This is a genomic window from Serratia sp. MMO-28 (genome assembly GCF_037199905.1).
In the GTDB taxonomy this organism is placed as follows: domain Bacteria; phylum Pseudomonadota; class Gammaproteobacteria; order Enterobacterales; family Enterobacteriaceae; genus Chania; species Chania oryzae.
This window is the reverse complement of sequence record NZ_JBBCVB010000032.1, coordinates 22,161-41,795: the sequence shown is the minus strand read 5'-3', so window position 1 is coordinate 41,795 and position 19,635 is coordinate 22,161. Positions and strand designations below refer to the sequence as shown.

At 55.2% G+C, this 19,635-nt stretch carries 32 protein-coding genes and 1 pseudogene; 20 read left to right on the top strand and 13 right to left on the bottom strand.

What is annotated here, in order from left to right:
- Window positions 1–48: 48 nt before the first annotated feature.
- Together WG891_RS22580 and dqlB are read left to right on the top strand one after the other, a co-directional pair.
- Window positions 49–237 carry a type II toxin-antitoxin system CcdA family antitoxin gene (locus WG891_RS22580; RefSeq protein ID WP_168397221.1) on the top strand — a complete coding sequence of 63 codons (189 nt, stop codon included), beginning with the start codon at window positions 49–51 and terminating at the stop codon, window positions 235–237.
- 387 nt (window positions 238–624) lie between these two features.
- Window positions 625–720 carry a DinQ-like type I toxin DqlB gene (dqlB, locus tag WG891_RS22575; protein WP_004206884.1) on the top strand — a complete coding sequence of 32 codons (96 nt, stop codon included), beginning with the start codon at window positions 625–627 and terminating at the stop codon, window positions 718–720.
- Window positions 721–770: 50 nt separating this feature from the next.
- On the opposite strand, the gene WG891_RS22570 is transcribed toward dqlB, so the two are convergent.
- From WG891_RS22570 to WG891_RS22550, 5 genes are all read right to left on the bottom strand, one after another.
- Entirely contained in the window at window positions 771–2,858 is a 2,088-nt protein-coding gene (locus tag WG891_RS22570; protein ID WP_023302493.1) for a hypothetical protein, read from the bottom strand.
- Between the two features lie 12 nt (window positions 2,859–2,870).
- Window positions 2,871–3,821 carry a DsbC family protein gene (locus WG891_RS22565; protein ID WP_336819779.1) on the bottom strand — a complete coding sequence of 317 codons (951 nt, stop codon included), beginning with the start codon at window positions 3,819–3,821 and terminating at the stop codon, window positions 2,871–2,873.
- 10 nt (window positions 3,822–3,831) lie between these two features.
- Window positions 3,832–5,139 carry a secretion/conjugation apparatus DotM-related subunit gene (locus WG891_RS22560; RefSeq protein WP_336819778.1) on the bottom strand — a complete coding sequence of 436 codons (1,308 nt, stop codon included), beginning with the start codon at window positions 5,137–5,139 and terminating at the stop codon, window positions 3,832–3,834.
- On the bottom strand, window positions 5,139–5,534 hold the full coding sequence (locus WG891_RS22555; RefSeq protein ID WP_012579092.1) for a lytic transglycosylase domain-containing protein: 396 nt from the start codon (window positions 5,532–5,534) through the stop codon (window positions 5,139–5,141). Before WG891_RS22555 ends, WG891_RS22560 begins: the two co-directional genes overlap by 1 nt.
- A gap of 104 nt (window positions 5,535–5,638) precedes the next feature.
- A complete protein-coding gene (locus WG891_RS22550; protein WP_337264529.1) occupies window positions 5,639–5,989 on the bottom strand; it encodes a DUF1496 domain-containing protein in 351 nt (116 codons plus the stop codon).
- Between the two features lie 112 nt (window positions 5,990–6,101).
- On the opposite strand from WG891_RS22550, the gene WG891_RS22545 reads away from it, so the two are divergent.
- The 5 genes from WG891_RS22545 to umuC all read left to right on the top strand — a co-directional run bounded on the left by WG891_RS22545 (window position 6,102) and on the right by umuC (window position 9,471).
- On the top strand, window positions 6,102–6,755 hold the full coding sequence (locus tag WG891_RS22545) for a CPBP family intramembrane glutamic endopeptidase (protein ID WP_011091025.1): 654 nt from the start codon (window positions 6,102–6,104) through the stop codon (window positions 6,753–6,755).
- Between the two features lie 92 nt (window positions 6,756–6,847).
- Window positions 6,848–7,105: a type II toxin-antitoxin system antitoxin PemI gene (pemI, locus tag WG891_RS22540; RefSeq protein ID WP_004187429.1), complete on the top strand. Its 258-nt coding sequence runs from the start codon at window positions 6,848–6,850 to the stop codon at window positions 7,103–7,105.
- 1 nt (window position 7,106) lies between these two features.
- Window positions 7,107–7,439, top strand: coding sequence for a type II toxin-antitoxin system toxin endoribonuclease PemK-mt (gene pemK-mt, locus WG891_RS22535; RefSeq protein WP_442892491.1), 333 nt, complete (start codon window positions 7,107–7,109; stop codon window positions 7,437–7,439).
- A 344-nt stretch (window positions 7,440–7,783) separates the two neighbouring features.
- Window positions 7,784–8,218, top strand: a complete 435-nt coding sequence (locus tag WG891_RS22530; RefSeq protein WP_011091030.1) for a LexA family protein — start codon at window positions 7,784–7,786, stop codon at window positions 8,216–8,218.
- Complete coding sequence (gene umuC, locus WG891_RS22525; protein ID WP_040027898.1) at window positions 8,206–9,471, top strand: translesion error-prone DNA polymerase V subunit UmuC; 1,266 nt, start codon at window positions 8,206–8,208, stop codon at window positions 9,469–9,471. The genes WG891_RS22530 and umuC overlap by 13 nt, the downstream gene beginning before the upstream one ends.
- A 22-nt stretch (window positions 9,472–9,493) precedes the next feature.
- Here umuC and WG891_RS22520 read toward each other — a convergent pair.
- The 7 genes and pseudogenes from WG891_RS22520 to WG891_RS22495 form a co-directional block, all read right to left on the bottom strand.
- A pseudogene (locus tag WG891_RS22520) lies at window positions 9,494–9,898 on the bottom strand (3'-5' exonuclease); the annotation flags it as partial.
- Window positions 9,899–9,922: 24 nt separating this feature from the next.
- Complete coding sequence (locus tag WG891_RS27110; protein ID WP_442892490.1) at window positions 9,923–10,561, bottom strand: hypothetical protein; 639 nt, start codon at window positions 10,559–10,561, stop codon at window positions 9,923–9,925.
- A 68-nt stretch (window positions 10,562–10,629) separates the two neighbouring features.
- Window positions 10,630–10,839, bottom strand: a complete 210-nt coding sequence (locus tag WG891_RS22515; RefSeq protein WP_336819774.1) for a DUF7706 family protein — start codon at window positions 10,837–10,839, stop codon at window positions 10,630–10,632.
- 2 nt (window positions 10,840–10,841) lie between these two features.
- On the bottom strand, window positions 10,842–11,060 hold the full coding sequence (locus tag WG891_RS22510; protein ID WP_336819773.1) for a hypothetical protein: 219 nt from the start codon (window positions 11,058–11,060) through the stop codon (window positions 10,842–10,844).
- Window positions 11,061–11,104: 44 nt separating this feature from the next.
- Window positions 11,105–11,788: a hypothetical protein gene (locus tag WG891_RS22505; protein WP_336819772.1), complete on the bottom strand. Its 684-nt coding sequence runs from the start codon at window positions 11,786–11,788 to the stop codon at window positions 11,105–11,107.
- On the bottom strand, window positions 11,785–12,057 hold the full coding sequence (locus tag WG891_RS22500) for a helix-turn-helix domain-containing protein (protein ID WP_336819771.1): 273 nt from the start codon (window positions 12,055–12,057) through the stop codon (window positions 11,785–11,787). The genes WG891_RS22505 and WG891_RS22500 overlap by 4 nt, the downstream gene beginning before the upstream one ends.
- An 18-nt stretch (window positions 12,058–12,075) precedes the next feature.
- On the bottom strand, window positions 12,076–13,407 hold the full coding sequence (locus WG891_RS22495; protein ID WP_336819770.1) for a type II toxin-antitoxin system RelB/DinJ family antitoxin: 1,332 nt from the start codon (window positions 13,405–13,407) through the stop codon (window positions 12,076–12,078).
- A gap of 529 nt (window positions 13,408–13,936) precedes the next feature.
- On the opposite strand from WG891_RS22495, the gene WG891_RS22490 reads away from it, so the two are divergent.
- The 8 genes from WG891_RS22490 to WG891_RS22455 are packed head-to-tail and all read left to right on the top strand — an operon-like array spanning window position 13,937 to window position 16,767.
- Entirely contained in the window at window positions 13,937–14,146 is a 210-nt protein-coding gene (locus WG891_RS22490; protein WP_336819769.1) for a hypothetical protein, read from the top strand.
- 2 nt (window positions 14,147–14,148) lie between these two features.
- On the top strand, window positions 14,149–14,625 hold the full coding sequence (locus tag WG891_RS22485) for a hypothetical protein (RefSeq protein WP_241365139.1): 477 nt from the start codon (window positions 14,149–14,151) through the stop codon (window positions 14,623–14,625).
- Complete coding sequence (locus WG891_RS22480; protein ID WP_336819768.1) at window positions 14,622–14,957, top strand: hypothetical protein; 336 nt, start codon at window positions 14,622–14,624, stop codon at window positions 14,955–14,957. Before WG891_RS22485 ends, WG891_RS22480 begins: the two co-directional genes overlap by 4 nt.
- 1 nt (window position 14,958) lies before the next feature.
- Window positions 14,959–15,153, top strand: a complete 195-nt coding sequence (locus tag WG891_RS22475; RefSeq protein ID WP_336819767.1) for a hypothetical protein — start codon at window positions 14,959–14,961, stop codon at window positions 15,151–15,153.
- A 3-nt stretch (window positions 15,154–15,156) separates the two neighbouring features.
- Window positions 15,157–15,486, top strand: coding sequence for a hypothetical protein (locus tag WG891_RS22470; protein ID WP_064645565.1), 330 nt, complete (start codon window positions 15,157–15,159; stop codon window positions 15,484–15,486).
- Between the two features lie 15 nt (window positions 15,487–15,501).
- A complete protein-coding gene (locus tag WG891_RS22465; protein ID WP_064645564.1) occupies window positions 15,502–15,774 on the top strand; it encodes a DUF7352 domain-containing protein in 273 nt (90 codons plus the stop codon).
- 5 nt (window positions 15,775–15,779) lie between these two features.
- Entirely contained in the window at window positions 15,780–16,358 is a 579-nt protein-coding gene (locus tag WG891_RS22460; protein WP_336819766.1) for a hypothetical protein, read from the top strand.
- Window position 16,359: 1 nt separating this feature from the next.
- Entirely contained in the window at window positions 16,360–16,767 is a 408-nt protein-coding gene (locus WG891_RS22455; protein WP_064645562.1) for a hypothetical protein, read from the top strand.
- 152 nt (window positions 16,768–16,919) lie between these two features.
- Here WG891_RS22455 and WG891_RS22450 read toward each other — a convergent pair whose 3' ends face one another.
- Window positions 16,920–17,465: a hypothetical protein gene (locus tag WG891_RS22450; protein WP_336819765.1), complete on the bottom strand. Its 546-nt coding sequence runs from the start codon at window positions 17,463–17,465 to the stop codon at window positions 16,920–16,922.
- A gap of 138 nt (window positions 17,466–17,603) precedes the next feature.
- Between WG891_RS22450 and WG891_RS22445 the strand changes: the two genes are divergently transcribed.
- From WG891_RS22445 to WG891_RS22425, 5 genes are read left to right on the top strand one after another with little or no spacing between them, the layout of a single operon-like run.
- The gene (locus WG891_RS22445) at window positions 17,604–18,062 is read left to right on the top strand and encodes a hypothetical protein (RefSeq protein WP_176603171.1); all 459 of its coding nucleotides are present in this window, start codon (window positions 17,604–17,606) and stop codon (window positions 18,060–18,062) included.
- On the top strand, window positions 18,059–18,307 hold the full coding sequence (locus tag WG891_RS22440; RefSeq protein ID WP_040119734.1) for a helix-turn-helix domain-containing protein: 249 nt from the start codon (window positions 18,059–18,061) through the stop codon (window positions 18,305–18,307). Before WG891_RS22445 ends, WG891_RS22440 begins: the two co-directional genes overlap by 4 nt.
- Window positions 18,300–18,887 (top strand): restriction endonuclease, encoded by a 588-nt coding sequence (locus tag WG891_RS22435; protein ID WP_040119733.1) that lies wholly within the window; start codon window positions 18,300–18,302, stop codon window positions 18,885–18,887. Before WG891_RS22440 ends, WG891_RS22435 begins: the two co-directional genes overlap by 8 nt.
- A complete protein-coding gene (locus WG891_RS22430; RefSeq protein WP_064645558.1) occupies window positions 18,884–19,369 on the top strand; it encodes a hypothetical protein in 486 nt (161 codons plus the stop codon). Before WG891_RS22435 ends, WG891_RS22430 begins: the two co-directional genes overlap by 4 nt.
- Window positions 19,366–19,614, top strand: a complete 249-nt coding sequence (locus WG891_RS22425) for a hypothetical protein (protein WP_064645557.1) — start codon at window positions 19,366–19,368, stop codon at window positions 19,612–19,614. The genes WG891_RS22430 and WG891_RS22425 overlap by 4 nt, the downstream gene beginning before the upstream one ends.
- Window positions 19,615–19,635 lie beyond the last annotated feature (21 nt).

Below are 19,635 nucleotides of genomic sequence, written 5' to 3'. Positions count from 1 at the left end.
ATATACCACTATACGATTACCATCCTACGTGATTAAACGGGTACGAACATGAGGTCTGCTATGCCTGTAAAACAACGAGTTATAACTCCTGCTACCGCGTTGACAACTGCCCTGGATGATAAATTACGACAGTATGAAGCGGACAAGTGGAAGGAAGATAACCGCGAAGCTCTGGAAGAACTTAATAACTTTCATGATGAACACGGTTGCTTCAGTGATGAATACAGGACTTTTTAAAGAAACTGGTAGTAGTCTACGGAAATGTGATTTCAGCCATAAGAGAGAGGCACAAAAAAACCCGATTGGTGAGATCGGGCTTTTTGTTTTGCCCCAGACTGGAGCGGGAACACCTAAACTATTGACGGTTAAATATTACGCCATGAGTTCAGTAAATGCAAACCACCCGGAATAGGGTATACTGCGCGGGTCAATCTGTTGGTGTTCTTTCTCCTGCTTCCCGCATATGCGGTAGGAACGGATTAAAGTCCTGGTTGAAAAACAGGTGGTGCTGTTTCAATGCCCAGGCTGGAGCGGGAACACCTAAACTATTGACGTTGAGGTAGCCGCTGTGACAGGCAACGTAAGGGCGATCAGCGGTGTTCCTGCTCTGTATGGAGCAAACGGATGATTAACTTGTTAATCGTCGTTCTGCGGGCGGTTGTTGCAGTGTCTAACGCTGTGATAGCGGTCCTGGAGCTGATCCGGCAGTATTTTGACTGACCGGAAACGTAACTAAAGGCGGGGGGACCACTCCCCGCCTTTTAACAGGGTTACATCTCGATCATCGGGAACAGATCATCTTCCTGGTGGTAAAGCACGTCGTCCGTTTCCGTTCCATCAAGCCATTCAGCGAACAGTTCAAACAGGCACACCGACATTTCCTCCGGTGAAATTGCGCCACACTGCAGCTCGTAGAAGACCTCAATTTTTTCCAGCAGGCTGTTGGCCGCTTTGTCGTAGCCGAACAGCTTGATCGGCGGGAATCGCATTGCATCCGGGTTGGTTTCCGCCAGTTCATCATCCTTGCGTTCCGGATAAATGCTGTACAGCGTTGCCGGCGATGGCGGCAATACCTCGATAAAGCGGTTTATCCGCATCGGCAGTTCGCTGGAAAACTTCTCATTGTCCGGAATGTAAAAGGCGGCGCTGCGTACCAGGGCATCCTGAAAAGAAATCACACCCTGACCTTCGGTCTGCTTACGCAGCTCACGAATGTTTACGCGGTCCTTTTCACGGATTTGATACAGATCCCCTTCCCGGACCGTTTTGGAAAACGTGCCGTGTTCCGCTTCCTGCCCGGAGAGCTCGGAATAATAGTCCTGGCCGACGGTTTCGCGCAGTATTTCAAAGGTTTTCCGGTCTTCAATCGACTCAAAATATTTCACGCGGGTGTTGGCGATCAGCGAATCCACCTCGCCGTTCGCGCCGCGGGCGAGCGACGGGTGATCCTGGGAGGAAAATACGCCCATTTTTTCCAGTGAACGCATCTGCGCACTCAGCGTATCCATACCGCTGGTGAAATACTGGCCCAGCTCGTCATAAATCAGCCCGTATGGCGCCTGATTATTCAGCGCGTGAGTGAGCAGGACTTCCTCTTTTTTCCCTTCCAGCTGGTAGCCCAGGTCCTTACTGATGGTCATTCGCTGCAGCGTCACATATAAACGGCCAAGCGTGGCCGCTTCACCGCGTGACAGCTCCAGCGACGGGATCATGACGATGAGAATGCGGTCATTGTGGAAAATATCGTCCATCCGGATATCGCCGCTGTCTTCCGGAAAAACATGGCCATAAGTTTCATTGAACAGGGAGAGCGTCTTCAGGAACTGACGGCTCATGTAGTTATGCTGTTCGAAGGCGCGGGCTTCCCACGTTTCCGGGTATTCCGCGTTGGCCAGCAGGAAGCCTGGTGTATTTTCCAGATAACTTTCCAGCGCGGCGTAACCCTCGCTGTGCCAGCCGTTTTTCTTTGCCTCAACGTACAGCGCGGCCATTGCCGGCAGCGACATGTTTTTCTGAATGGTGCGCTGTGACAAAAGCAGTTCGCCGCGGGCGCGCTTATAACACAGGGCATTGATCAGCGCCGACATCATGGCTTTTGCCGTATCCTGCCACTGTGCCGAATCCCCGCCCACCTGGGGGAGCATGGATTCCATCAACTGGATGATGAAGGTAGGCGGGGCAACGCTGAAGAGGTTGACTGAGTTGGATTGCGCGGGGATGCTTTCCTGCTTCACCAGGTTCACGAACCTGTCAATACTGCCGGTCAGCAGGTTGAGGACGTAATAATCATCCTCACGGCCGAAACGGCGCGCCAGCGACCAGGTGGCGAAGGCCAGCTTGTTATCTGCTTTACCGTCAGAGAGGCAGTAGCCACGGCACCACAGCAGGAAGTTAACGATAAACCCATAGAAGGTTTCGGTTTTACCCGACCCGGTGGTACCAAAAAATACCATGTGGCGCAGCAGGTCCGTCATGTTCAGCCACAGCTCGCGGCCGAACAGGCGTCCCCGCTCATACCCGACATATAAAATTCCCTTCGCTTTCTTTCGCTCCCGGACCTTATGCGGGATGCGAATGGGCCCCAGACGGTATTCCGCTTGGGTTTCCGTGGTCAGGGTGTCGTCGAACATTTCGCAGTCCTTCGGCATTCGCAGCGGTGGCCGGAATTTACGATCCGTGAATGCCACCATCAGCGGCGGAAGGATGAGGATGCTCAGCAGCATGGTAAAGGGGAGAAACAGACCCAGTACGGTCAGTATGGCCAGCAGGCCAAACTGTACGTTCGGAGTGAGGAACCACTCCATGAACGAACCATCAGGGCGGATGACTTTTTTACTGTCTACAGATTCCTGTTGCATAGCGGCTCCGGGTTATTCTCCTATTGCCTGCTGCAGGCGGGCATCGTCTTTGACGACGGAAACCGGGATCACATCACCCGAATCGGCAACGATGGACGGGGTGCCGATAAACCCGAATTTCGCAAATGCCATATTGTTCGCATCAACCAGGCGGGCGCCGGTGGTATCCGGGGCGGATTTCGGATCGTCAATTTTCGGGTTCATGGTGGTGTATCCCATGTTAATCGTGTCTTCCCAGCTTTTCAGGCGGGTAGCTTTCCCGGTATCGAGTACAGGAGCGGCGCGGACCATCGAGCGCAGGTCGCCATAAACGGACACGGGGAAAATCTCGACGTTATAGCGTTTGCTCAGTTCCTGCAGTCGGGGTTCCAGCGCGCGGCAATGCGGGCACATCGGATCGGAAAACACATACAGGGTGTGTTTATGCCCGGTTGAAAGCGAGATCGTAAAGCGCCCGCTGGTGACGGCATCTTTCAGTGACAGCAAGTCGTTATCAGCCAGTTTTTTTGGGGCTTCAGGCGCTGCCTGAACCTGCAGCTGCTCCGGCGCAGTGGCTGGCTGCTGCAGAGCCGGCGCGGGAACATACGAGTTTGCCTGCAGTGGCTGTGCCGGCTGATGCATATTCATCAACGCGCCGTTGATGGATACGATAAAGCCCAGCGCGGCGACTGGCCAGAAGATAAAGTTAGACAACCGGCGCACGGCATTGAGTCCGCGCTGCTGTTTCAGCTTTTTACGGATATTGTTCAGTGCCTCGATGGCCTGATATTCGTTTTCGAAGCGGAACAGCTGCACCGCTTCACCAGAAAACGTATTGTGCGTCAGGATGTGGCCGCTGCCGGCATCGTGGCCAAGTCCAAAATGACAGGCTGACAGGGGGAAGGAGTGCAGGGCTTGTTCCTGGTAGTTTCCGTCAGCGGAAAGATAAAGTGTGTTGCGATCGGTTTTTACGGTGAGTTTCATACTTCCTCGCTTAGAGTTCCAGGTGATCGGGACGGGTTGCCGGCTGAGGTTTAACCGGTGCGGGTTCATCGTCTGTCAGTCGCAGACTGTTGTTTGGGTTATCGTGCGGAGCTGCAGGCGGCGTATCCAGCTCGTCTTCCGCTTCAGCGTCAGATTCAAATGCAAATGGCGGTATTACGTCTTCCTGCCGGTGAGCGACCGGGATGGAGGGGTCACGGCGGTCAATATGGCGGTAATGGAGCAGATCCAGTTCAAGACCCAGCACGGCCGCCCGCACGGTCGGCGGGAATTTCGCCGCCTTTTCTTCATCGAGCGTCAGCCGGTAACTTTCGCACTGACTCCAGGCAATAACGCCACCTCCCTCAATGAAGAACTTGCCGCGGCCGGCGCTTGAAAGTGCATACCATAACGTGCGGTCCACGCCTTTCAGCCACCGGAAATTTGCGGATGGCAGCTGCAGGTCATCATCGAACAGTGCGTAGAGTAGCGAACGGGAGCTGCGGCGCCCCTTTGCAAATTCTCTGAACGCTTCGCACTGGCTGGCTACGGTCCAGAGCCCGGCGGCCAGCGAATAATCAGGGAAGCCGTCTTTAGTCCGCAGGCAGGAGCGGTTGAGATCGTCGAGAATGGCTTTGGCCGTTGGCCGGTCGCCCATGAACCGCAGATGTACAAACGAGGCTGCGAGCGCTTTTTCCCAGGGAGTAAGGGAAAGGGCCGCCCCTTCGGGAGCCAGGTTTACCTGTGACAGGAAGACTTTATGTGCGGCTTTTTTACGGAGACGGCGTTTAGCGGTATCAATCAGGTTATGTTCCTGGGCAAACTCAACGGGTGACTGCGCGCTGCGGGCTTCTTCCGGATCTTCATTCAGCAGTAGCTGATCGAGATGGCCAAACCGGGCGAGGATATGGGCAATCCCCGGATAGTTTTTTACCATCACCCAGGGCAGATTCCGGATGGTCAGTTTACGGGTCAGACGGTAGTAAGGATTACGCGAGATAACCCAGACGAACAGTCCGATGATTAAAATGAACAGGGGAAAGAGCACGCTGGCCGTGTCGTTCATCACGCTGATAAAGTCCCACAGCGAAACCTGGTGGTTATACCGCGCCGCCGACAGCAGCATGTCCCGGCGCTCGGCTGCATTACCCGGTGTAATGGCGTCCGGCAGTACACCGTAGATCCAGTAAAGCAGGCGACAGGCTCCGTAAATCACATAATCACGAAAGCCAAACCACATCACTGTGATCATGATGAGAAGGGCCCCGATAATCATCAGGCCATCATCCCCTCCCCCTTTCCGTTGTGGCTGGTTTTGCATCAGAACCTCAGAGAATTTTGGTAAACCTTCCCGATATACCAGGCCTTACGCGCCGGCGTATTGGAGTGATAGCGGCCGACACCCTGCCAGAAATCTCCCCCTTCGAGAATGATGTTGTATTTGAGGATGTAAGCACTGGCCATTGCAGAGGCGCAAAAGTCGTGCTGCAGCTGCTCCGCTCTCACACCAAAATCAGCCGCCAGCTTATTCGCCCAGATGGTGTTTATCTGGAAAGCGCCGTAATCGTAAGTGCCATTTTTGTTTTTATTTTTCATTCCCGGTTTCCCGCCTTCAGTCAGCCACAAGGCGAGGAATCCACGGAGAGGAATGTGATAAATCTGTGCTGCTTCAACCATGCAGGTTGGCAGCGGGATTGAGGGCGGGGCATCAACCATAACAATCTCCTAATGATTTCTATTTCGAGTAAAAAATATACCATCAAAAGGAGATTTTTTTAAATCATTTTGGTGCGCATAATTGAGAGGGTGTCAGAGGAATTTTATTTGCCTTCGACAGAGACAATGTTGCCCTCATTCGCATTTTCCCATGTCGGGATTTCGCCACTCAGCGTGCAGCGAAGCGTCTCTTTTCCGACGGTAAGCCGTGCGCCACTGCTGTAGTAATGACTTTCATACAGGCAGGCGGTTTTCTTTTGTTCTGGGGTCAGTGTAAGACTGGCATTCTGATCCTTTGCCAGCAGTTGTACAAGATGTTGGTTTGTCTGTACCTGTTCACCCAGAATGCTGCTGAGCAACGAATCGGTTTTCGGCGCAGATACACTCTGAGCAAAGGCACTGCAACTGATTACGGATGCGGTCAGAATGAGAGTAATCTTCGTGTTGGATTTCATTTCACTTTCTCCATTAAAAAAATCGGTAATCATTTTCTGGATCATTTAAATTAGGTCTGAAAACCGGCCTGAGTGTCAAGCCGATTCTGTTTAAAAATTAACAGGGGATAAAATGATTCAGTCACGTAATAAATATCTGCAATTTATGCTGGTTCTGCTGGCAGCTTGGGCCATAGCCTGGGGGGCCCTGTTTGTCATGGGGCAGACCGTTCTGCTCTATGGGCTGGGGAAAAATACGCTGTTCTTCATTCATGGTGCTGTTCTGGTGTACCTGCTGTGTGTGTTCCTGGTTTACCGCCGCTGGGTCGCACCGCTACCGGTTGTTGGCCAGCTGCGTAACGTTGGCGCACCGTGGCTGGTCGGTGCGATGGCCGTGGTGTATGTCGGAGAATTTCTGCTGGGTAAAGTGCTGGACCTGCCCGCTGAGCCGTTTATGACGAAACTTTTTGCCGATAAATCCATACCCGACGTGATCCTGACGTTGCTGGCCATCTTTATCCTTGCACCGCTGAATGAGGAAACGCTGTTCCGGGGGATCATGCTGAACGTCTTCCGTTCACGGTACCGCTGGACGATGTGGCTGGGGGCGCTGATAACGTCATTGCTGTTCGTCGCCGCGCACAGCCAGTATCAGAACCTGCTGACCCTGGCAGAACTGTTCCTGGTGGGGTTGATTACATCAGCTGCCCGGATCAGAAGCGGCGGCCTGCTGCTGCCGGTATTGCTGCATATGGAAGCAACCGCGCTGGGTTTACTGTTTGGCTGAAAGTTATATTTTTATTAAACATTGCGCATTAAAGCCTGGTATGTTTTTTTAGTGGATGTTATATTTAAATATAACTTTTATGGAGGTGAAAAATGCATACCACCCGACTGAAGAAGGTTGGCGGCTCAGTTATGCTGACCGTTCCACCGGCACTGCTGAATGCGCTGTCGCTGGGTACAGATAATGAAGTTGGCATGGTCATTGATAATGGCCGGCTGATTGTGGAGCCGCACAGACGCCCGCAGTATTCACTGGCTGAGCTACTGGCGCAGTGCGATCCGAATGCTGAAATCTCGGCTGAAGAACGTGAATGGCTGGATGCGCCGGCGGCTGGTCAGGAGGAAATCTGACATGGAAAGAGGGGAAATCTGGCTTGTCTCGCTTGACCCTACCGCAGGTCATGAGCAGCAGGGAACACGGCCGGTGCTGATTGTCACGCCGGCTGCTTTTAACCGCGTGACCCGTCTGCCTGTTGTTGTGTCCGTGACCAGCGGAGGCAATTTTGCCCGCACTGCTGGCTTTGCGGTGTCGCTGGACGGCGCCGGCATACGTACCACCGGCGTTGTGCGTTGCGATCAACCCCGGACGATCGATATGAAAGCCCGCGGCGGCAAACGACTCGAACGGGTGCCAGAGGCTATCATGGATGACGTTCTTGGTCGTCTGGCCACGATTCTGACTTGACCCATTGTTTCGACAGAGAACCATCACGATGAAATCAGGAAATTTGATAAGGTATTTGTGGTTTTTTATCTGCGTTGTCACATGCCTGGTGATGGCGTATTTATGCAGCATGGTTAATCCATATGATGACAGAACTTTGTCCTCCGCCTTTACCAGCTTTCTGAGGCCAATCGGGGCCGGGTTTGGTACGGCGATTGTCCTTATCCTGGTCACTCGCATTGCGCAGGAGCTGCGGTGTTTCTGCAATAAATAAAAGCCTGCCGGCCCGATATTTATGCCGGCATTGCCTGTTTCCTGAAGTCTGCAATATACTGTATATAAAAACAGTTGTTGGAGGCTAGATTATGGCGCTGGATCTCGTTTATCCCCGGCCTTCAGTGGAAGGCGCCGCACTTCCTTTTTTTGCCGAGCCCGTTGCGGCCGGCTTTCCCAGCCCGGCCGCAGGCTATGAGGCCAATGAACTTAACCTGCATGATTACTGCGTGCGGCGTCCGGCCGCGACGTACTTCTTGCGCGTGTCCGGCGATTCCATGCGTGATGCGCGCATTCATGATGGCGATGTACTGGTTGTCGATCGGGCAGAAGAACCCCGGCACGGCAGCATCGTGATTGCCAGCATCGATAATGAATTTACGGTCAAGCAGCTGCAGCTCCGCCCTTACCCCTGCCTGATGCCGCTGAATCCGGCTTTTCCGCCAATCAGGTTTGATCCGGAGGCGCTGCAGATATGGGGTGTGGTTACGTTCACTGTTATGAGTCACCGTCCGTGTACGCCTTAATCGACGTCAATTCGATGTACTGCAGCTGCGAAGAGGCGTTCCGCCCTGATTTGCGGGGGCGCCCTGTGGTCGTCCTCAGCAACAACGACGGGGCGCTTGTTGCGGTCAATCGCGCGGCGAAAGCGCTGGGCGTGCGCCGCGGGGAACCCTATTTCCGCTGCCGTCGCCTGCTGGAACAGCATAACGTCGCCGTATTCAGTTCCAACTACACCCTTTACGCCTCATTCTCCGCCAGATTTGCAACCGTAGTGGAAAGTCTGGCGCCGCGGACGTTTGTTTACTCAATTGATGAGCTCTTTGCGGATGCGTCTCACATGGAGGGCGTGATGTCGCCGCAGGCGTTTGGCCAGCTTTTGCGGGCTGAAGTGCTGCGCCAGACAACGCTCACCTGTGGAGTGGGCGTCGCGCCAACGAAGACGCTGGCCAAACTGTGCAACCACGCCGCGAAGACGTGGCCTGCCACCGGGGGGGTTGTAGCGCTCAGTGATCCTGTGAGACTGAAAAGGCTGATGAGCCTGGTGTCGGCCGGTGATGTGTGGGGGGTTGGCCATCGTACCGAAAAAGGGCTGGCGACAATGGGGATCAAAACGGCGCTGGCGCTCGCAGAGATGGATATCCGACTGGCACGCCGGCTGTACGGTGTGACGCTGGAACGGACCATCCGTGAGCTGCGTGGCGAGGCCTGCTTTGCCCTGGAAGAAGGGACCGGCGCGAAACAGCAGCTTGTTGTATCCCGTTCGTTTGGATCGCGGGTCACGCAACTGGCGCAGATGCAGCAGGCGGTGACTAAATATGCCACACGGGCAGGGGAAAAGTTGCGCCAGGAAAACCGTCTGGCGAAGGTGGTAACGGTCTTTATCCGCAGCAGTGCTTATGACGCCGGCGGTGTGCCCTACAGTAACCAGGCTACGGAAGTGCTTTCCGTGCCAAGCCAGGATACCCGCGACATCATCGCCGCGGCGCAGCTGGGGCTGTCGCGTATCTGGCGTGAGGGCGTGCGGTATGCAAAAGCCGGCGTGATGCTCAGCGATCTGCAGGGACATGAAACCCAGCTGGATCTGTTTGCGCCGGCTGCAGTGCGGCCGGGCAGCGAAAAACTGATGGCCACCATCGACAAAATAAACAGGGAAGGAAGGTCAAGGGTCTTCTTCGCCGGGGAAGGTATTGATCCGGAATATGCCATGCGCCGTGAAATGTTGTCTCCGGCCTACACCACGCAGTGGAAGGATATTCCCGCGGCGTTTATGCGATAACAGCGATGTGCAGGCCTGTCTGTCAGCCCTGCAGCCGTTCCTGCTCCTGCAGCAATGCCAGATGGTATGCGGCAATGGCGTTCACCACTCCGGCCGTCATCCGTGCATCGGCGATCGCCGAGTGTGCCTCCCCTTCCCAGGCCAATGCGGCCTGACTGGCCGCGCTGGCCAGCGAAATGGTGCCGTAGCGATTGGTGGCCCCAAAATACCCTGCTGCCAGCTCCATCGCGCAATATACTGTCAGTTCTCCCAGCCAGTCGGCCGGATCGCCATGTGCGGCGGCCGTCTGTTTCAGAATGCGGGTATCAAAGGGGGCGTTAAAGATAATCACTGGCCGGGCCCCGATGGCGTGTCGCAGCTGCAGCGCCACATCTGGCCAGGATGGTGCGCCGCTGAGTGCCGGCTCATCGATACCATGCACGGCGGCTTGTTTTCCCTGGTGTCGGGAGAATTATGGTTTCTGGCCTGGCTCAAGGCGCATGGCGCTGTCTGTGATCTGATCCAGTGCTGCCGTCAGATGCTGACTCCGCCCGCCGTGATAATCCGGCCAGGGAAGAAAGGGTTTTGACGCATCAGACATGAACATGATACCGGTCGGGCAGCGCCACTCCGTGGGGGTTCCCTTGTTGTAATGAACCAGCAGTACCGAACGATCGCACTGCACGTCATGACTGTCATCGTTGTTCAGCACAAAAGTGGCCACAGTGCCGGCATCGGGCCTGGACACAAAAAGCAGGCTGTTGGCAAAAATAACGGCAATCACCACTGAGGCAATGGCCGCACCGGTATACCAGAAACGACCCTTTTTCCAGGCCCGATAGCCATACAGAATGCACAGCAGAATGGCGGCAGCGATACCTGCCCACTGCGCACCGACAGACAGGCTGGAGAGTGCATCCATTGAGAACGGCCGGCTCAGCGCATAAAATGTGACAAGGAAAGGTGAAGCCAGCCCCAGCGTCAGCAGAACGAAGACGAGGGGTAAGAAGCGGTTGCCGGTAAAGCTCCCATTGCCAAGCGCCGTCATCGTGCGGATCATCTCACTGAACGCCATGATCATCATAAAGCAGCATAAAGCCATGTATAACATTAAAACATCCCCTAACTGTCCGCATGATATGGCCGGATTTTCGGCCTGTTCCACATAGTCCCGACCTCTTATCGGGGTGCATAGCCCTCTTCAGCCAGTACTTTCATGATTTGGTTGATTCCATCCATCATCAGGTAGGCCTCCGTGTCTGACGTCGCCAGGCCGCGGCAGTCACTGAATCCCAGCCGCTTAACCAGTTGCGCCAAAGCCTGCGCTTCTCTGTGTGTCAGCTGTATATTCACTTCAACGGGTATTTCGTGGCGAATTTCATCTTTCATGGTCAGAGTCCTTTTTTGTCGTTTCGTAATATGTACCAGGCTTCTTTTGCCTGGGCAACTTCCCAGCTCCAGACGAGAGAGGACACAATGCACAGTCCCGTCATGTTCCAGAAATGGCCTGTCGTATATTCATGGCCATAAAGCAGGATGCCGGCGCCGGCCGCCAGGCTCATGACCAGAAAAAAGACGGCCGTGCCGGCGTGAAAAATGATGCTGAACATGTAAAACCCCCTTCTGGCAACGGTATCGCCTGTCTCAGCCTGTATTAAATGGTCGCCGCCTGCCGGGCGTCTGCCTGCATCATGTCGTCAATCAGGGCACCGGCGCAGGCAATATTCAGGCACGTCATGTTCGATTTCAGCGCTGTCATCATGTCCGCGCGGCTTCTTTTCAGAAACGGCTGCAGCGGGCCACGATAGCCCTGTGAGGTCACGATAACCAGCTGAGCGGCCGCATCACGCAGTGCCGGCACGCCGGCCAGAATATCCTGCTCAGCCGCGCTGATATACACGGGTGAACCGGCGATCACAACGCGATCGTCCGGGCAGCGTTGCATCAGCTCAGCCAGGGAGGCGCAGCGACCCGCCAGCGGGGGCCGTGCCGTCAGTGAGCCCCATACTGCCGCCGGCGCGAAGGGCATAGCGTGAAACGTTGCCTCATACGCAACTGCCGGATCGGTATGGTGGCGCAGCCCCAGACCGGCCGACATGGCCCACAGCTCGATGCCCGGCCACCGCGACGCGATACCGCGGGCACGCAGCCAGTGTGCGCCCCGGTAAAGCTCTCCCGCTTCACGCAATCTGCCAGGACGGCGGGCGGCCTGGGCGATCAGCCTGTACCAGCCGTCAAAGGCGTCATCAAGGGAAGCGTCGCCCGGAAAAACGGTATTCTCCACGCTGCCTGCCTTGCGCCGGGTACAGGTGGTGATGAGATGAAGGCGTTTGTTCATTCAGGGGCTCCCGGCTCTGGTGCGTCTGTGCCTGCCGCGCGCGGTTCGCCAGGCCGGCGGGCACGGATATCGGGCAGGCCCCGGCAGGCATCGTTCCAGTGCGTGCCCCGATCGGGGTTATTGGCCAGCTTACTAATCCAGGTTTCTGACACATTCCAGCGGCGGGCCAGCTCCTTCTGCTTCCAGCCTTTCGCCCTGAGCAGTGCCCGCCACTCCTGCGGGGAAAGCGGTGCCGCCGTGATGCCGGCCGCATGACAGGTCGTTTTCATCGCGTTATGCTCCCGGCCCTAATCCTGCGCCGGCCGTGCCGGCTGGATTTGATGCAGTATTGTTGTTGCCTGCCATCCGGTAAACCCGAAGGTATCGGCCAGTTCGCCGGGCAGTGACGCGGCCAGACGCGGCAGATCTTCCGGAGATTCATTGTGGTAGACAAAACGGACCCCTTTTTCCTTAACGCGCGGCATTAACAGCGCAATAGCCCGGTGCGGCCCCTCATGGCTGGCGTGTTCCGTGACCTTCCCGGTAAACAGCTGGGGATCGCTGCAGCTGATGCCCCGCTCGGCAAGAAACGCCAGAAAGCGCTGCAGGAAACCGGGGAGATCCCTGGCGACCAGGGCGGGTTTCAGCACCGCTTCTGCCTGGACCTGTGTGAAGCCAAAGGCCTCCGCCAGATCAGGGGAAAAGTCCGGTGTGTCAGGGCTGGCCTCAAAAATGACGCCATCGTTTATGGCCTGCTGCATGGCCGGGGGCATATTCCCGATCATATCTTCATGCCGGCCCCATACACGGCCGGCGCTTTCGGTCAGCCTCTGCGGGTCGCTGCAGCTGATGCCCTGCTCCGCCAGGAACGTCAGGAAACGCTGCAGGACGGCGACGCCGATCTCGCCAGAGACGGGCATTGCCCCGGAGGCATAAAAGACCCTGGCGTTGGTGTTGTCCAGTAAGGTTTGTACACTCCCGGCTCCATACAGGGGGTGATGGTGCCTGTCGGGGATGACTGGCTCTGGCGATTCGCCGGCGCCGGAACCGGCGCTTTCTCCGCTCCGCCAGGCCGCATTATTTCGACTGACGATGGCAGGATCGACATGTTCACGGTCTACGATGCTGTTAATGAACGTCACTGACTGTTCTGCACTGAAATCAAAGTCGCGCTGTAACAGGGACAGCAGCCTGTCATGCCAGTCATCTTTCACGCGACTGGCGGCATTAACCATGAACGTGACGTTCAGTACACCGGCCAGTAAACAGGTAGCCTGGTCGGCCACATACAGGCTGAAGTACTCCAGTACCGCCTGTTCAAATGCAGCGGGATCGCAGCAGACCACTTCTGCAGATCCCAGCGACTGCAGAAACCGCCGGGTGTTTTCGGTCACAGCGTCGGCGGGATTGAGGGCGATGGCGCGGCCGCGCTGTGACTGGATGTCAAATGTGACGATACGCTCCGTGACGGGCATCCGGCCGTGATCGGCGATGAAGCGGTAAAGCTGCTCCACCGCTTCCGTGGCGGTCATCCCCATTGCTTCCAGACGCAGTTCGGCGCGTTTCTTCAGCTGCTCATCGAGACGCACGGTCAGCTGGGCGTTTTTGGCCCGCTTTTTACGTTCAAACAAACCGGTCATGCTCCTTCCTTTTTGTACAGTCATTTGGCTTTACATAATGTACAGCCATTTGTACCGCACTTTTGCGCGCGGGACCACATTTTTTCACCGTTGCGGTTTAGCGGTATTCTCCGCAGCGCCGCCACTTATCCACCGTTTCTGTGGATAACGCTATATGTAGTGGCTCCGTCAGCTGGAAACGGCACAAGATATGGTGTCCGCGCCGGCAGCCGCGCGGCCGTTCCCCTGACTTCCCCTCCCTGTTGATTTCGCTTTTACCGGCATTTACGTTTTTTCCGCAATAGCGGCGCCGGCGAAAAGGTATTTTCCGGTGGTTGTGGGCGTAAAAGTCACAGGGTGAAAAGATAAGGGGGCGAATCATCCGGCGGGGTAAATCGCGCAGCTGTCACGCAGCGTGATGATTACCTGTGTGCGGCATTTCACGAATTAGCATTTAGTGCTAAATCTAAATATTTAGACTGTGCATGATTATTCTAATTTATTAGATTATGGTTAATATATCATCAAATCAGATAGCGGAGTGAACGGGATGAAATATGAAGCGTACAAGGTTCGCGGCTACGGCTTCGGACTGAAACAGGATTTTACGGGCCTGATTGGCCGTTACCCTACTGAGGAAGAGGCACTGATGGCGGCGGATGACTATTCGCGGGCCTGTCTGCCGAATAACCTGCCGGACAGCTACGATATGGGGCTGGTTCGGCCGGCGACTGATGACGTATCAACAGAAGGAGTTTAACCATGAATCAGCTGTCAAAATCCTGGCTTCAGGCGCAGATCGCACAGCTTGAGTCTGACGGCCGGCGTGAAGACGCATACCGACCCGATGAGAACGGGCATATGACACTGGCCGCCTTCAGGGCGGCGCTGGCGAGTCTTGAAAGCGAGCCGGTGTATCAGTGCCAGTTCGCCTATAAGAATCACTCTGGCGAAACGGAGTGGGTCTGGGAGGATGTCAGTCAGGAGTTTTATGAGCAGTTCAATTCCGGCGGTCGTCTTGGCGAGCAGCGGGTGCTTTACACCGGTCCGCTTTCAGCGCCTGGCGTACCCGGAGCCGCATCAAATGACGTGGCCAGCGTGGAAATTCAGGTGAAAGCCATTGAGCAGGCTGTGAATGCCGTTCTCAGTGTGGACACCGTGGCCTCAACGATGACTGTTCGCGCACTGTTCATGAATTACATTGGCGATCTGCAGTTGCGCGCGGAGGTATCCGAATGAGCAACGTTATTTATGTCGTCAGCAAAAAGCCAGTCAGTACAAATTACATACCGCCGGCGCTAAAGGGCGCTTTACCTCTGATTAGCCAGTACGAGGTTATGAAAAGAACCGCAAAAGGCTATCGCCTGAAAGTGAGTTATGCCGGCGATAAAGGCTCTATGTACCTCGATGAGCATTATTCATTTTTTGAAACCTATGCTGAAGCGCTGGAGTACATAGCGACAGAAGCGAACCACATTGCCGGTATGCTCGAAGAGATGAAGCGGCAGGCCACTCGTCTGATGTGTGAAGCGCAGGATGAAATGCGTTCGTTGACGCCAGGAGGTGTGTAAAGTGGCTCAATTAACAGTAAAGCAGCTGATTAACCAGCTAAAAAAAATGCCACCTGATGCGCTGGTTATCTGGAAAGATCACGATCACGGCGCCGGGGAATTTAACAACTATGTCGGAAACGTTTACGACGCACACGATGAGTTTGTGGATCGTGACGAATTTGACGGACGTGAAGTCGTAGCGATGGAGCCATAACAGATGACGGTAAAAACACGAGAATTACACGATGCGATGTTCCGCTGTACTGAAGGCTACGTGCAGCTGATTGTAGACTCTCTGGAGTTTGAGCTGGGCCGTAGCCTCAGTGCTGAGGAAGCGCAGGCGGTCTACCACCATGTTGAGGTATTGATTGAAGTTTCCTGCGGCTTTGACACTTCCCCGGTCGGTCAGCCTGAGAGAGTTCTCAACATGACTGGCCCTGGTGGGGTTGAAGTCTGTGCTGACCGGCAGGGTGCCCCCTTTAACATGGATGCTGACCATGCCGGGACGGGCCATACGCTGCGTTTCGGCAAGCCCTCTGACCGCTAAAATAACGGGATAACAATGAAAACTATCTGGAAATACGTACTTGAACCTCAAATCACCCTGGATATGCCCGTCGGTGCAACGATCCTGAGCGTGGGCGCACAGGGGGATGATATCTGTCTCTGGGCGCAGGTTGACACTGACGCGCCGGCTGAGCCGCGGCGCTTCCTGGTAGCCGGCACGGGAATGCCGCTGTCTGAGAGCTTCAATGATGCCCGGTTCATCGGAACCGTGCAGATGACGCTGGCCGGGGTAAGCCTTGTTATGCACGTTTTTGAATCGGAGGTGTAGGCTCGATGGCCACCAAGCATATAAATGATGAGCTCTGGAATCGCATTGAGGCGCTGACCGTCAAAGCTAACGCCATGCATGGGCTGCTGCGGCCGATTAAAGAGGCTGAAGTACTGCATCTGGTCCTGCAGCGTGGCCTGGAACTGCTTACGGACGACGATCTGCTGCAGCTGGGCAAGTACCGGCGGCCGATAGGATTTGTGCTGCGTCGTCCGGGTGAGGAGATGGTGAAGCTGGATATGCTGAATATGGCAGATGCGGCAACCGTTCTCCTGCGCAGTGGACCCGCAACACTGTGCATCTGGAGCCGCGATGATATCCTGCGCGAGGCCAGTGAAGCGGTGATCCGCGAACGGCTGCCGGATGCAGCCCTGCTGTCGGAGGGAGATGACCGGGCCCGGTTCCAGACGCTGCTGCCCAGATTCTGGAACGCCGCGCACCGGGGGGAAACGGCCGTGATTTCCCTGCGGGCTGACAGTGCGGATTACGCGATTGCGCGTATAACCGATCTGATGTGTGAAGCCCTGCTGGGTTATAAAGGGCAGCGGGCCTGGCGGCCAGGTGAAGACGAACAGGGGGAATAACATGGTGACTCAGCCTATGGTACTTCTTGGCGCGGTACACCCCGTGGCGGGTTATCTCTTTCTGGAGGTGATCCCTGACAGTGAGGTTGGCTACGTTGATATATATCAGCTGACCGACTGTCTTTATGTTGGCAATTATCTGGTCATTAAAAATCCGGAATGGCGGCGGCGCGATCCTGCATTTGACGGCCGGCCGTGGGATGAATGGGTGATCCGTGAACACCTGTCCCGTATAGACTGGTATTCGAATGACACCATTCTGAGGTTATGTCAGAGGCACAATCTGTCATGCGCTGACCTGCAAAAGTGGGGAGAAAACGTGGCACGCTGGGAGGATGTACCGGTGATGGTTGCGCGTGAAGAAGACGATGTGTCCATCACACTTCTTTCAGGGTTTACAGATAACTGATGATGCATACACAAAAGGCGTCCAACTGGTGAGGAAGGGCGCCTTTTAATTATAGACATTTTTACTACTTAACTTTCTGTCGGAGTAAACGGAAAATTAATCTGTTAATCACTGCGAGTATAAATCCCCGATAAGCGTGGTGCAACTCCGTATCAGAAATTACCGCCGGTGGTTGAATCCAGTGCCCTGAACAGGCTTTCCTGGGCTGCTTCCAGCAGACGACCTGGCAGACGGAGTTCATTCACGCGGTAACTCTGCCCGGTCTGTGTGGTCACGGTGAGGTAATACTGATCGTCAAACTGCTGACCGGCACCGATATGCCTGATGGTGGCCGTGTCGATCCAGCACAGGTTTGTGCCTTCCGCGTCCTCAAGTGGTTTGATTCGGCCTTTCAGCCACTTCTGCGGGCGACCCGGCCGGCATTTGATCGTGATGCCGTGCTTATAGCCGCGGGTTCTGGCCACAAAGGCCGCTATTTTATCTTTATCCAGTTCCTGCGCCGGGGAGAGCTTACTGAAACTGGACGGAGAGAAGTTATACTGCAGTTCTTCAAACAGGTCCAGGTACGTGGCTTCATCATCCAGGTTGTCCCCGCGTTCTTTCAGCATGGAGCCCCAGATCCTCTCCATTTCGCCCTTCAGCGCCAGTTTAACCGCCTCAAATTCTTCCTGATGTTCATCGTAGTAGTTGATATCCATCGTGTCTCCTGTTGTGTTTACGGAAAATTTGTTGATTTAATATACATAAAAAATGTTCAAATATGAACATTTTCAGGCTATAAATACAGGCTGAATATGACAGGCTAATCCCCCAGGATTCGGAACGGAGCTGAGATAATGAAGAAACAACTTATTGCCGGCGTCATGCTGGTTGCGGCGCACGCCGCCGGCGCTGCGCAGGGTGATGATATGGACCTGCAGCAGATTTACACGGAGGCGGGCATTCAGGGGATATGCAGCGCTGGGATGCTCACCGTGCCGGAAGAAGCCAGGGATGAAGTCGTCCCGCAGAACGTCAGACGCCTCCTGGTTCAGTGTGCCTATTTCGATGAGCAGCAGTTGCGCCGGCGTGCCGGTCTGCCGGTACAGACATTTGACCACTGGCGTGGCCGTCATGCGGTCCTTAATCTGTCGTCAGACCAGGTATCTGATGCGCTCTGGCTTTCAGCGTGGCGTGACTTCCGGGCACAGTTGGCATCGGTTTACCCGGCCCCGGCAGAAAAAAAGGCACAGGGGGAAGAGGCCGTACCCGCCGGCACGAAGCCCGGCACTGAGCATGGGAGCGCGGCGGATTGACCGGCTTTGACTTGATCCTGTGGCGACGGGGGCTGAACTGGACCCAGGAGCGCGCCGCGGCTGAGCTCGGTATCAGCCGTACCAGCCTGGTAAAATATGAGGACGGTGAGACAGTACCCCGGACCATACAACTTGCCACCGTCGCGCTGACGCTGAAAGCGGAATGGCCCAACATGAAAACCATGAGCAAAGACAGGCTGCTGCGGCAGCTGAAGTATGAAGTGCTGAGGATCGATAATGAATGAGTTTATCCATGTAGTCGGCTCATTTATCCTTGCGGGTATCCTGCTGTATGGCCTCTGGCAGGGCACACGGCGACGCCGGCGACGCCATGAACGGAAACAGGCCAGCGCGGTGCGTGTGATCGATAAAATTAATACGTTCCCGCATTTCGGGCAGAAAATTGCCTATCTGCGCAAGATAGATCCGTTTGTGTTCGAAGAGCTGCTGCTTGAAGGTTTTGAACGCAGGGGCTTTGAAGTGATCCGTAACCGCCGGTATACCGGTGACGGCGGGATTGATGGCCGCGTGAAGATTGACGGCCAGACCTGGCTTATCCAGGCCAAGCGCTATACCAGCTACATTGCCGTTGGCCACGTTCGTGACTTCAGCGACCTGCTGAACGCCACCGGAGGCCGCGGATTTTTCTGCCATACCGGCAAAACGCGCGAAGGCACCAAAGAACTCATTCGTGGCGACAGCCGCATGATCCTGGTCAGTGGCCAGAAGCTGCTTGACCTTATTGCCACCGATGCGCCGTTTATCCCTTATCCGGGATACCGGCCACCGGCCGAAATGGTTCATCCTGAACAGGAGATGACATGAAACTGAAAGGATACGTTGCCGCCCTGCCGGCATTGCTGCTGACAGGGTGCGCCATGCTACCCGGACAATCCACCGATTATGACCGCTTCTGTAACGTCTCTGGCATCGCCAGCCACGGCGAAACCTACCGTGTCAGTGACAGCCAGGACTTCTGGTTAACCCCGAACGGCCGCTATCTCAGCCAGGCTGAGTACAGCAGTCCGGCAGATACGCTTCAGAAACTGACGGGCGTTGTCAGTGGTGAAGATCCTGACCAGATGCGGAAAAACGCCGTCAGGGTAAGGGTGTTCCGTGTTGAAAGTGAGAGCGCCAGTAAAGGCGCGTGCCTGCCCGTGCGTTATGACGATAAAAACGCGCGGCGGAAAATGGATTCGCTGACTAACGGCCGCCGTATGATGGTGTACAGTGAAGATGAAGGCCAGTCTGGCCAGCAGATTTACAATAACAGCCGCGGTGCCGGCTTCAGTTACAGGTTGCTATGAGTGGATTGAAAGGCCGCCGCATCAGTGCGGATATGTTTGCCATAATGCTGAAGATATCTGCCGGGCAGCTGGTTTTTGCAGCCCGGCATGACAAGCCGTTACGCGGACTGACCCTACCCCCTTACAGAATCGAAGGCGGAAAAAGCTGGAGCTCGACCACCTCAACGCGGAGCATGACGTTTGATATGCAGGAAGCGGTCGATTTCAGCGAGAAATTTAATAAAATTCAGTCACCTGATGGCTGATTAGCGGATTTTAAAAAATTG

Coding starts and splice junctions, on each gene's coding strand:
- WG891_RS22580 (WP_168397221.1), top strand. CDS start 49: ATGAGGTCTGCTATGCCTGTAAAACAACGAGTTATAACTCCTGCTACC.
- dqlB (WP_004206884.1), top strand. CDS start 625: ATGATTAACTTGTTAATCGTCGTTCTGCGGGCGGTTGTTGCAGTGTCT.
- WG891_RS22570 (WP_023302493.1), bottom strand. CDS start 2,858: ATGCAACAGGAATCTGTAGACAGTAAAAAAGTCATCCGCCCTGATGGT.
- WG891_RS22565 (WP_336819779.1), bottom strand. CDS start 3,821: ATGAAACTCACCGTAAAAACCGATCGCAACACACTTTATCTTTCCGCT.
- WG891_RS22560 (WP_336819778.1), bottom strand. CDS start 5,139: ATGCAAAACCAGCCACAACGGAAAGGGGGAGGGGATGATGGCCTGATG.
- WG891_RS22555 (WP_012579092.1), bottom strand. CDS start 5,534: ATGGTTGATGCCCCGCCCTCAATCCCGCTGCCAACCTGCATGGTTGAA.
- WG891_RS22550 (WP_337264529.1), bottom strand. CDS start 5,989: ATGAAATCCAACACGAAGATTACTCTCATTCTGACCGCATCCGTAATC.
- WG891_RS22545 (WP_011091025.1), top strand. CDS start 6,102: ATGATTCAGTCACGTAATAAATATCTGCAATTTATGCTGGTTCTGCTG.
- pemI (WP_004187429.1), top strand. CDS start 6,848: ATGCATACCACCCGACTGAAGAAGGTTGGCGGCTCAGTTATGCTGACC.
- pemK-mt (WP_442892491.1), top strand. CDS start 7,107: ATGGAAAGAGGGGAAATCTGGCTTGTCTCGCTTGACCCTACCGCAGGT.
- WG891_RS22530 (WP_011091030.1), top strand. CDS start 7,784: ATGGCGCTGGATCTCGTTTATCCCCGGCCTTCAGTGGAAGGCGCCGCA.
- WG891_RS27110 (WP_442892490.1), bottom strand. CDS start 10,561: ATGTTATACATGGCTTTATGCTGCTTTATGATGATCATGGCGTTCAGT.
- WG891_RS22515 (WP_336819774.1), bottom strand. CDS start 10,839: ATGAAAGATGAAATTCGCCACGAAATACCCGTTGAAGTGAATATACAG.
- WG891_RS22510 (WP_336819773.1), bottom strand. CDS start 11,060: ATGTTCAGCATCATTTTTCACGCCGGCACGGCCGTCTTTTTTCTGGTC.
- WG891_RS22505 (WP_336819772.1), bottom strand. CDS start 11,788: ATGAACAAACGCCTTCATCTCATCACCACCTGTACCCGGCGCAAGGCA.
- WG891_RS22500 (WP_336819771.1), bottom strand. CDS start 12,057: ATGAAAACGACCTGTCATGCGGCCGGCATCACGGCGGCACCGCTTTCC.
- WG891_RS22495 (WP_336819770.1), bottom strand. CDS start 13,407: ATGACCGGTTTGTTTGAACGTAAAAAGCGGGCCAAAAACGCCCAGCTG.
- WG891_RS22490 (WP_336819769.1), top strand. CDS start 13,937: ATGAAATATGAAGCGTACAAGGTTCGCGGCTACGGCTTCGGACTGAAA.
- WG891_RS22485 (WP_241365139.1), top strand. CDS start 14,149: ATGAATCAGCTGTCAAAATCCTGGCTTCAGGCGCAGATCGCACAGCTT.
- WG891_RS22480 (WP_336819768.1), top strand. CDS start 14,622: ATGAGCAACGTTATTTATGTCGTCAGCAAAAAGCCAGTCAGTACAAAT.
- WG891_RS22470 (WP_064645565.1), top strand. CDS start 15,157: ATGACGGTAAAAACACGAGAATTACACGATGCGATGTTCCGCTGTACT.
- WG891_RS22465 (WP_064645564.1), top strand. CDS start 15,502: ATGAAAACTATCTGGAAATACGTACTTGAACCTCAAATCACCCTGGAT.
- WG891_RS22460 (WP_336819766.1), top strand. CDS start 15,780: ATGGCCACCAAGCATATAAATGATGAGCTCTGGAATCGCATTGAGGCG.
- WG891_RS22455 (WP_064645562.1), top strand. CDS start 16,360: ATGGTGACTCAGCCTATGGTACTTCTTGGCGCGGTACACCCCGTGGCG.
- WG891_RS22450 (WP_336819765.1), bottom strand. CDS start 17,465: ATGGATATCAACTACTACGATGAACATCAGGAAGAATTTGAGGCGGTT.
- WG891_RS22445 (WP_176603171.1), top strand. CDS start 17,604: ATGAAGAAACAACTTATTGCCGGCGTCATGCTGGTTGCGGCGCACGCC.
- WG891_RS22435 (WP_040119733.1), top strand. CDS start 18,300: ATGAATGAGTTTATCCATGTAGTCGGCTCATTTATCCTTGCGGGTATC.
- WG891_RS22430 (WP_064645558.1), top strand. CDS start 18,884: ATGAAACTGAAAGGATACGTTGCCGCCCTGCCGGCATTGCTGCTGACA.
- WG891_RS22425 (WP_064645557.1), top strand. CDS start 19,366: ATGAGTGGATTGAAAGGCCGCCGCATCAGTGCGGATATGTTTGCCATA.